This is a genomic window from Anoxybacillus sp., from assembly GCF_036834105.1.
Classification (GTDB): Bacteria; Bacillota; Bacilli; order Bacillales; family Anoxybacillaceae; genus Anoxybacillus.
Map to the genome: position 1 here is coordinate 1 of NZ_DAITON010000103.1, position 8142 is coordinate 8142.

Below are 8142 nucleotides of genomic sequence, written 5' to 3' on the forward strand. Positions count from 1 at the left end.
TGGAATTGGTTGTTCAGGTCGTATTTCTGGTTACATTAACTCATATGGCTTCCACGGTGTGCACGGCCGTGCCCTTCCAATCGCTCAAGGGGTAAAAATGGCAAACCGCGATTTAACAGTCATTGCGGCCGGCGGTGATGGCGATGGATTTGCGATCGGAATGGGTCACACCATTCACGCAATTCGACGCAATATCGACATTACGTATATCGTTATGGATAACCAAATTTACGGCTTAACAAAAGGACAAACATCGCCGCGCAGTGAAGCTGGCTTTAAAACGAAGAGTACGCCTCAAGGCTCAGTAGAACCAGCCCTATCGATTATGGAAATGGCGTTAACAGCTGGGGCAACATTTGTCGCCCAAAGCTTTTCCAGTGACTTAAAAGAGTTGACGCAGCTAATCGAGGAAGGTATAAAGCATAAAGGTTTTTCGCTTATTAACGTGTTTAGCCCGTGCGTCACATACAACAAAGTGAACACGTATGATTGGTTTAAAGACAATTTAACGAGCTTAAGTTCAATCGAAGGATATGACCCGTCTAACCGTGAGATGGCAATGCAAACGTTAATGAAGCATAAAGGACTTGTGACAGGGCTCATTTATCAAAACAAAGAACGTCAATCGTACCAAGACCTTGTGCCAGGTTATAGCGAGAAACCATTGACAGAAGCGGATTTAACAATCAGTAAAGAAAAATTCGATCAACTTGTCGCGGAGTTTATGTAGAAAAAGGGGGTGGTGAAAACCATCCTCTTTTTTATGGAAAAACATTGTTTAAACGCCCGGAAAATAATATACTATGTTAGTGTGCATCTATGAACAAAAGAAAGGAGAATACCGATGAACGAAAAACAACGTTTACAGTACACAGCACAAATTGAAACAGATCATCCAACGGACAAAAAATCCGCTTTGGATGAGAATTTACAGCGTCTGAAGCAAAAAACGAGCCAAGACTATGAAAAATATTTTTCGACTGTATTTGTCCCCCCATCCCTAAAGGAAGCGAAAAAACGCGGCAAAGAGGAAGTGAAATATCATAAAGATTTTTCTATTCCTGAAGAATTCCGCGGCATGGGGAATGGGCGAAAGTTTTATATTCGTACGTACGGCTGTCAGATGAATGAACACGATACAGAAGTGATGGCGGGAATCTTTATGGCTCTCGGCTATGAGCCAACGGATCGTCCTGAAGATGCCAATGTCATTTTGTTAAATACGTGTGCAATTCGTGAAAACGCGGAAAATAAAGTGTTTGGGGAAATCGGCCACTTAAAACCTCTTAAGCAAAACAACCCAGATTTATTGCTCGGGGTATGTGGCTGTATGTCACAAGAGGAATCGGTTGTTAATAAAATTTTAAAGCAGTTCCAATATGTTGACATGATTTTTGGTACTCATAACATTCACCGCCTTCCTTACATTTTGAAAGAAGCGTATATTTCAAAAGAAATGGTTGTAGAAGTTTGGTCAAAGGAAGGCGATGTCATCGAGAATTTACCAAAAGTGCGGAAAGGGAACATTAAAGCATGGGTTAACATTATGTACGGCTGTGATAAGTTTTGTACGTACTGTATTGTTCCATATACGCGCGGAAAAGAGCGAAGCCGTCGTCCAGAAGATATTATTCAAGAAGTACGTCATTTAGCGGCACAAGGATATAAAGAAATTACTCTTTTAGGTCAAAATGTTAACGCGTACGGAAAAGATTTTGCGGATATGACATACGGTCTTGGTGATTTAATGGATGAATTACGCAAAATCGATATTCCACGCATTCGTTTCACAACAAGTCACCCGCGCGACTTTGACGATCGTTTAATTGAAGTGTTGGCGAAAGGTGGAAATTTAGTCGAGCATATTCACTTGCCAGTCCAATCTGGAAGTAGCGAAGTGTTAAAAATGATGGCACGGAAATATACACGTGAACAATATTTAGAGCTTGTTCGCAAAATTAAAGAAGCGATTCCGGGTGTGGCACTTACGACAGATATTATTGTCGGTTTCCCGAATGAGACGGACGAGCAATTTGAAGAAACATTGTCGTTATATCGTGAAGTTGAATTTGATTCTGCGTTCACATTTATTTACTCGCCGCGTGAAGGGACGCCAGCAGCTAAAATGGTTGATAACGTACTGATGGAAGTGAAAAAAGAACGTCTGCAACGGTTAAATGCATTAGTCAACGAAATTTCTGCGAAAAAAATGAAGGAATATGAAGGGCAAGTTGTCGAAGTATTAGTAGAGGGAGAAAGCAAAAACAACCCGAATGTTCTTGCAGGATACACGCGCAAAAACAAGCTTGTCAATTTCATTGGTCCAAAGTCTGCGATCGGTCAACTTGTAAACGTGCGAATTACTGAAGCGAAAACGTGGACATTAAACGGAGAAATGGTAGAAGAAGCGATTGAGGTGAAATAACGTGGCGAAATATACGAAAGATGAGATCGTACAAAAAGCAAAAGAGTTAGCTAAAATGATCGCTGAAACGGAAGAAGTAGAGATTTTTAAACAGGCGGAAGCAAAAATTCATGAAAATGAAAAAGTGCGTACGATGATTGCTAAAATTAAGTCTTTACAAAAACAAGCTGTAAATTTACAACATTATGGAAAGACCGAGGCGTTAAAAAAAGTTGAAGCGCAAATTGATGACATATATGAGCAACTATCAGACATTCCGATTGTAGAGCAATTCAAGCAATCGCAAGTAGAAATTAATGACTTGTTGCAGCTTGTTGCTTCGACCATTTCAAAGACGGTGACGGATGAAATTATTACATCGACAGGCGGCGATGTGTTGCGCGGAGAAACAGGAGCTCAAGTGAAACATAGTCATTGTGGTCATTGTCATTAAAGAGTCCATTTTACATGGGCTCTTTTTTATGTTTTTGTACATATTTCTCATCCGCTGCATACAATGAACTATAAGGAATGATTGTTTTTTTATTGTACACTTTTGGGTTACTAGTGCATAGGATAGAATGAACAATGCATTTTTTGAGGAGGGTTTGTTCCATGTCTGAATACAGAGAAATTATTACAAAGGCGGTTGTGGGAAAAGGGCGGAAATTTACGCAGTCAACGCATACGGTTTCTGCGCAACATCGTCCAACGAGCGTGCTCGGTTGTTGGATCATTAACCATCGGTATGAAGCAAAAAAAGTAGATCGTAGTGTTGAAATTCATGGGAAATATGATGTGAATGTGTGGTACTCATACAACGATAATACGAAAACGGAAGTGTTGACAGAAACGGTGTCGTACACAGATGTAATTCCATTAAAGTATCGGAATGAAGAGCTTATTAGTGAAGAGCAGGAAGTCATTGCTCGTGTTGTTCAACAGCCAAATTGTTTAGAATGTACGATTGCCCCAACTGGGAATAAAGTAACTGTTGAAGTGGAGCGAGAGTTTGTGGCAGAAGTCATCGGAGAAACGAAGGTTCGCATTGCCGTAGTTGATACGTCACCAGACGAAGTCGATGAAGATATTGACGCGGAACTCGAACAGTTAGATGAAGAGCTTCTTCAAGAAGGAAGCAATAAAAACTAGGAAGTTTATTCTTCCTAGTTTTTATTTTTTGTTATAATAATTGAAGTCAATATTTTGGACGTTGGAGGAAAGATGATGACTTATACACCGATGATTCAACAATATTTAGCAATTAAGTCACAATACAAAGACGCATTCCTTTTTTTTCGTCTCGGTGATTTTTATGAAATGTTTTTTGAAGATGCGATTAAAGCGTCACAAGAGTTAGAAATTACTCTTACAAGTCGAGATGGTGGTGGGGAAGAACGGGTGCCGATGTGTGGCGTGCCTTATCATTCTGCTGCCATGTATATTGAACGTTTAATTGAAAAAGGATATAAAGTTGCTATTTGTGAACAAGTTGAAGATCCAAAAACAGCGAAAGGGGTTGTGCGTAGAGAAGTTGTGCAACTCATTACCCCTGGAACAGTTATGGAAGGGAAGCAACTCGAAGAAAAGGCAAATAACTATCTAGCTTCGCTAACATCATTTGAGGATGGGACATATGGCCTTGCCTATACCGACTTAACAACAGGGGAAAGCCGGATGACGTTGCTCCATTCGTTTGAAGATGTATTAAACGAGATTTACTCAATCGGCACAAAAGAATTAGTTGTTGCGACAGCGTATAAAGAACAATGCCAATTTCTGCAGGAACGATATGCTTTGACGATTTCATACGAAGATGAAACAACGATTCCGAATGCTTGTCAATCTATTGTATCCCACTTGAAGCAAGAAAAATTATTAGTGACGTTTGGACGACTATTCAACTATTTAATCAAAACACAAAAGCGGAGTTTAGCTCATTTGCAGCCAGTAGAATTGTATGAAGTGGATGCGTATATGAAAATTGATGTGTATTCCAAACGAAACTTAGAGTTAACTGAAACGATTCGTACGAAAGGAAAAAACGGTTCACTTTTCTGGCTTCTTGATGAAACGATGACAGCAATGGGTGGGCGATTGCTCAAGCAATGGATTGACCGTCCGTTGTTAGACCGTGAAAAAATTGAACAGCGTCTGCATCTTGTTGAACAACTTCGGATGAACTATTTCGAGCGCCAAGAGTTGCGCGAGTATCTTCGTGGAGTATATGATTTAGAACGATTAGCGGGGCGTGTAGCATTTGGCAATGTTAACGCGCGCGATTTAATCCAACTAAAAAAATCGTTAAAGCAAGTGCCGCTGATATCTAATCTTCTTATGCAAATTCATGATGAGCATGTTCAATCTTTTGCACAACATCTGGATGCGTGCGAGGATCTTGTTCAATTGCTAGAAGAAGCGATCGAAGAAAATCCGCCTCTTTCTGTGAAAGAAGGGGGTATCATTAAAGATGGTTATAACGAAGCGCTCGATCGATTTCGGGATGCGAGTCGAAACGGGAAAACATGGATCGCACAGTTAGAAGCGAAAGAGCGGGAATTAACCGGAATTAAGTCGTTAAAGATTGGTTATAACCGGGTATTTGGATACTATATCGAAGTAACAAAGGCGAACCTACATTTGTTGCTGGAAGGACGGTATGAGCGCAAACAAACATTAGCTAACGCCGAACGATTTGTGACGAAAGAGCTGAAAGAAAAAGAAGCACTTATTTTAGAAGCAGAAGAAAAGAGTGTAGAGTTAGAATATGAGCTGTTTGTTTCTATTCGCGAACAAGTAAAACAATATATTGTGCGTTTACAAAAATTAGCGAAATACATTAGTCAATTAGATGTGATACAATGTTTTGCTACGGTGAGTGAAAAATATAACTACTGTAGACCGCAGTTTTCCCATGATCGTCGCCTTGTCATTCAGCAAGGACGACACCCTGTTGTTGAAAAAGTGCTAGGATCTAACGTATACGTTCCGAACGATTGTTATATGGATGCCGAACGGGAAATGTTACTTATTACAGGGCCAAACATGTCTGGAAAAAGCACATATATGCGTCAAATTGCACTAACAGCCATTATGGCGCAAATTGGCTGTTTTGTCCCGGCAGAAGAAGCGATATTACCTATTTTTGATCAAGTGTTTACGCGTATCGGAGCGGCTGATGATTTAGTTGCTGGTCAAAGTACATTTATGGTTGAAATGTTAGAGGCACGCAACGCCATCGTGCATGCAACACAAAATAGCCTTGTTTTATTTGATGAAATTGGACGTGGAACATCTACATACGATGGTATGGCGCTCGCTCAAGCAATGATTGAATACATTCACGATCGAATTGGTGCGAAAACATTATTTAGTACCCATTATCATGAATTAATAGCGCTTGAAAAACAATTGCCGCGTTTGAAAAATGTTCACGTTAGTGCGATGGAGGAAAACGGAACCGTCATTTTTTTGCATAAAATTGAAGAGGGGCCAGCCGATAAAAGTTATGGCATTCATGTCGCACAATTAGCCAAGTTACCGACTGATTTAATTAAGCGGGCGGAACAAATTTTACACGAGTTTGAAACAAATCCAGCACCCGTTGTAAAAGAAAAGGAAGAAGAGTTTCAACAGTTAAGCATATTTATTGAAACAAACGATGAAACACGTTCGAGCGTATCTAAAAAAGAAAAGGAAGTGATCAAACGTATTCAATCCCTCAACTTGCTTGACATGACACCGCTTGAGGCCATGAATAAACTATACGAAATTCAAAAACTGTTGAAATGAAAGGAGGGAAAACGTGGGAAAAATTCGTAAGCTTGATGATGCGTTAGCGAATAAAATTGCGGCGGGGGAAGTCGTTGAGCGGCCAGCCTCCGTTGTAAAAGAGCTTGTTGAAAATGCGATTGATGCCCACAGCACAATCATTGAGGTGGAGTTAGAAGAGGCGGGACTAACGAAAATTCGTGTGGTTGACAATGGAGATGGATTAGAGGAAGAAGACTGTTTTTTAGCGTTTGAACGGCACGCAACGAGCAAAATTAAAGATGAGGCGGATTTGTTCCGCATTCGTACGCTTGGTTTTAGAGGGGAAGCTTTGCCAAGTATTGCATCCGTTTCACATTTGGAATTAAAAACGAGCACAGGTGAACGTCCGAGAACGTTTATTGTGTTAAAAGGTGGGGAACTTATACAGAGCGGTCGAACAAGCAGTCGCAAAGGAACGGATATTACTGTTTCACACTTATTTTTCAATACGCCAGCTCGCTTAAAGTATATGAAAACGATTCATACGGAACTAGGGCATATTGTTGATGTGATGAACCGTTTGGCGCTTGCCCATCCACACATTTCATTTCGTTTGACACATAATGGAAAACAACTGTTTTATACGAACGGAAATGGTGATGTGCGGCAAGTGTTAGCTGCGATTTACGGATTTGAGGTTGCGAAAAAAATGGTTGCTATTCACGCTGAAACGATCGATTTTACGATTGATGGCTATGTTTCGTTGCCAGAGGTGACGCGCGCTTCTCGTAATTATATGACAACGATTGTAAATGGTCGATATGTAAAAAATTATCCGTTATACAAGGCGATTGAAGAAGGGTATCATACGCTTCTCCCGATCGGGCGACATCCCATTGCATTTTTAAATATAGCTATGGATCCGCTCCTTGTAGATGTGAATGTTCACCCGGCAAAGCTAGAAGTCCGCTTTAGCAAGGAAGGCGAATTAAACGAACTTGTTCAGCACGCTATTCGTGATGTATTTCAAAAAAAGACGTTAATACCTGAAGTGACTGTCTCGCGGGTAGAAAAGCCGAGGACGGAGCAACAAACGTTTTCGTTTCAACATGTTGTGAAAGAATCGAACATTGTTCCACAGCGAACGATCTCATACAGTGAGCTAGAAAAGAAAGCAGATGAGCGAATCGCATTCGAGAAAAACGAAAAACGTGCTAGCGATGTGGATACGGAGTCACTTAATGTGGAGAACCTAGAACCACCTCATGTAGAAAAACTTGAAGAAATAGATCAAGCGCGTATTCCACCGCTATATCCGATTGGACAAATGCACGGGACGTATATTTTAGCCCAAAATGAAAATGGATTGTATATCATTGATCAACATGCTGCTCAAGAGCGAATCAAATATGAATATTTTCGCGAAAAATTAGCAACGGTCACAAATGAGTTGCAACCGTTGCTTATCCCGCTGACGTTCACTTATTCAACAAGCGAGTATTTGCTGATTGACAGTCATCGTGATGAATTAGCAGCTTGTGGTGTATTTTTAGAGCCGTTTGGTCATAACAGTTTCATTGTTCGTTCCCATCCCCAATGGTTTCCAAAAGGGGAAGAGGCGGAGATAATTGAAGAAATGATTAAGCAAGTATTAACGATGAAAAAAGTAGATATGAAACAGTTACGTGAAAAAGCGGCCATCATGATGAGTTGTAAACAATCCGTTAAAGCGAATCAATTTTTACGTAGCGACGAAATATTCGCGCTGCTTGAATCGTTGCGGAAAACGAGCGACCCATTTACGTGTCCGCATGGTCGTCCAATTATTATTCATTTTTCCACTTATGAGTTAGAAAAAATGTTTAAACGTGTGATGTGAAACGACTAAAATTTTTCGAAAATAGATGATAAAACGTATATCATTTGTCTATAATAACTGTAGATGAGCAAATTTACTAACATAAATTTACAACCAAACAAAAAAA

Annotated in this window: 6 protein-coding genes; all 6 read left to right on the plus strand. The window is 40.2% G+C overall.

The genetic code is table 11. The features are described 5' to 3' along the window. The coding region (locus V7Z64_RS10040) for a 2-oxoacid:ferredoxin oxidoreductase subunit beta (protein WP_334110290.1) at positions 1–730 on the plus strand (730 nt) is incomplete at its 5' end. A 114-nt stretch (positions 731–844) separates the two neighbouring features. After that, the gene (gene miaB, locus V7Z64_RS10045) at positions 845–2425 is read left to right on the plus strand and encodes a tRNA (N6-isopentenyl adenosine(37)-C2)-methylthiotransferase MiaB (RefSeq protein WP_297991227.1); all 1581 of its coding nucleotides are present in this window, start codon (positions 845–847) and stop codon (positions 2423–2425) included. 1 nt (position 2426) lies between these two features. Continuing rightward, on the plus strand, positions 2427–2858 hold the full coding sequence (locus V7Z64_RS10050) for a RicAFT regulatory complex protein RicA family protein (protein ID WP_297991229.1): 432 nt from the start codon (positions 2427–2429) through the stop codon (positions 2856–2858). Positions 2859–3019: 161 nt separating this feature from the next. Then, positions 3020–3556, plus strand: coding sequence for an outer spore coat protein CotE (locus V7Z64_RS10055; RefSeq protein ID WP_297991230.1), 537 nt, complete (start codon positions 3020–3022; stop codon positions 3554–3556). 72 nt (positions 3557–3628) lie between these two features. After that, the gene (gene mutS / locus V7Z64_RS10060; protein WP_297991231.1) at positions 3629–6196 is read left to right on the plus strand and encodes a DNA mismatch repair protein MutS; all 2568 of its coding nucleotides are present in this window, start codon (positions 3629–3631) and stop codon (positions 6194–6196) included. Between the two features lie 13 nt (positions 6197–6209). Then, positions 6210–8036, plus strand: coding sequence for a DNA mismatch repair endonuclease MutL (gene mutL / locus V7Z64_RS10065; protein WP_297991232.1), 1827 nt, complete (start codon positions 6210–6212; stop codon positions 8034–8036). The last annotated feature ends 106 nt before the right edge of the window (positions 8037–8142 follow it).